The sequence below is a fragment of the Echinicola sediminis genome (assembly GCF_054777495.1).
The window spans coordinates 1-2,567 of sequence record NZ_BAAHAP010000204.1 but is presented as its reverse complement, the minus strand read 5'-3'; the positions used below and the strand labels follow the sequence as shown (position 1 = coordinate 2,567).

1 protein-coding gene and 1 pseudogene are annotated in these 2,567 nt (G+C 38.3%); both read left to right on the top strand.

Annotated features, from left to right (window positions below; all coding sequences use genetic code 11):
- Positions 1-257, top strand: a pseudogene (locus tag ACYVAA_RS22675) (hypothetical protein); the annotation flags it as partial.
- A gap of 94 nt (positions 258-351) precedes the next feature.
- Positions 352-1,977: an alkaline phosphatase family protein gene (gene pafA / locus ACYVAA_RS22670; protein ID WP_460546311.1), complete on the top strand. Its 1,626-nt coding sequence runs from the start codon at positions 352-354 to the stop codon at positions 1,975-1,977.
- Positions 1,978-2,567 lie beyond the last annotated feature (590 nt).

Here is a 2,567-nt window from a genome sequence, read left to right as displayed (position 1 = left end):
GGTCGCAGCTTATGGCATATGTCGGTCCACTGAGCAAGCCGGAAAATAAATTGTTGTACAAAAAACTACATGATAGAGGAGTCATGGTGATGGTATCAGCAGCTTCAAGTTATGATAAATTGGATCTAGAAAATGAGCGGAACATAGCCTATAGAAAAGTTATTGAGGATGGAGCAGATATTCTTGAATCTGATTTTCCTATTAGGGCAGCAAAGGCCTTAACTCCTTTGATTTCAGGTGGAAATATAAGAAAATAAAAGAGCTGTTATAATCTGTTGGTTGGTAATGTTCAAAGGAATTTTAAAACAAAACCTTTACTAAATGACTGCGCCAGCAAATATTAATAATCAAATGAAAAAACTACTTTGTGTAATATTTATCCTTTTTAGTCATATCTATTTTGGGTTTGCCCAAAATATGAAAAAACCAAAGTTGGTAGTAGGGATTGTGGTTGACCAAATGAAATATGAGTACCTTCACAAATTTAACCAAAGATATACAGAAGGAGGGTTTAAGCGATTGATGGATAAGGGGTTTGTAATGAAAAATGCTCATTATAATTATATCCCCACGTATACAGGGCCTGGGCATTCGTCAGTATATACAGGTACTACCCCCGCAACTCATGGGATTATAGCGAATAATTGGTATGTGAGAGAACTGGATAAAAGCATATATTGTGCGAGCGACAGTACTGTTACTGGAATAGGCGGAACACCACAAAAGGGAGAGATTTCTCCAAGGAATCTTCTTACTACCACTATTACAGATGAACTTCGCTTATCCACTAATCGCCGTTCTAAAGTAGTAGGCATTGCCCTCAAAGACCGTGGAGCGGCCTTGCCTGCAGGCCATTTAGGAGATGCTTATTGGTATGATGGTAAAAGTGGTGAATTTATGACCTCTACCTATTATGGCGAAGAGCTTCCTGACTGGGTTCAAAAATTCAATAAGAAAAATTATCCTCAAAAATACCTTTCAAAGGACTGGGAACCACTTTATAATGTCAAAACATATACCCAGAGCATTGAGGATGACAATGACTTTGAAGCACCTTTTATTGGAAGGGAAACCACAGACTTTCCGTATGACCTAAAAGACCTTCAAGAGAACAACGGCGGTCTTGGCTTAATATCTTCTACTCCTTTTGGAAATGACCTTACCTTGGATCTGGCATATGCTGCCCTTGAAGGCGAGGACCTTGGAAAAGGTGATGAAACGGACTTTTTAGCCGTTAGTTTCTCTTCTACAGATTATGTGGGGCATAGGTTTGGACCAACTTCAATAGAGCTTGAAGATACCTATCTTCGATTAGATAAGGGCCTAGGGAAGTTCTTTGATTACCTTGACAAGGAATTTGGTAAAGATGGGTATTTAGTTTTTCTGACTGCCGACCATGCAGTAGCAGATGTTGTGAATTATATGAAAAGTGTACAAATCCCAGCGGGAAGCTTAAATTCAAAATTTGTTATTACCCAATTGAAGGGTTTTATGAATCAGAATTATGGAGAGGGGAAATGGGTACTAAATTTCTCAAATGGGCAGGTCTTTCTCAATAGAAAATTAATAAAGGAAAATGGACTTGAATTGACAAAGGTACAAAGGGAAGTAGCTGATTTTATGATGCAATTTGATGGTGTCAAAGAAATATATACTGCTTCTGACATGATGAGCCGCGAATACACACAAGGCAGAGCGCACTTACTTCAAATGGGCTTCAACCACAAAGCCTCAGGTGATGTGCTATTGATTTTAGAACCTGCTTGGCTGGTCAACTCTTCTAGAGGAACCACCCACGGTACTGGATATAAATATGATACCCATGTTCCTATTTTATTCTATGGATGGAATGTGAGGGCAGGAAGTAGCACTAGGTATTGTACGATTACTGATATAGCACCTACATTGTCCATGCTGTTAAATATAAGAATTCCTAATGGAGCAAGTGGCGAACCAATTTTGGAAATATTAGACTAAGGATTAAATTAATGATGTGTTATGTCATCCATTTAGTTAAAAGTATTTGCCATATAACGAGGTTTTAATAAAAGTTGCTATTCTGTTGATTAGGAAAATACATGGATTAATGTTATTCCTCGAAATATTGAAGAGTAAATAGCTCTATTATAAGTCTATCTTTGGATGTTTCTTAAGTTTATGATGTAGTTGTTATAGTTAAGTTATCGATAGATTCTATAGTTTTTTGATTTAGATTAAAAGGTAATATCCACTGGATACAGCAAGATGTAGTTTTGTATACAAAACCCTCTTTTCAGCCTCCCAAGTCAGCGGAAAGGTGCTCGGGACTCGCAGCCTTTTGATGGAAGGAAATGGTGGCCATTAGGGTTGGAAATGTGACGTTGCCGATCCATGCAAATTGTCTACTATAGCAGTTAAACTAGGATAGGAGAAGGAAGATCATATGTTATTTCAGATGATGGTTTCATGGCTATCCACTCCACCTTGATGCAAAGGTATTCCGGTCAGGAATAAGGTCAAGGGCAAGTGAATGCTTCCTGGCGTCAGCACCCTTGACCTTTATTCCTTCCCGTTATAAGGTGGCATCC

Excerpts from the sequence above, each read along its gene's own strand:
- pafA (WP_460546311.1), top strand. The coding sequence starts at position 352 with ATGAAAAAACTACTTTGTGTAATATTTATCCTTTTTAGTCATATCTAT.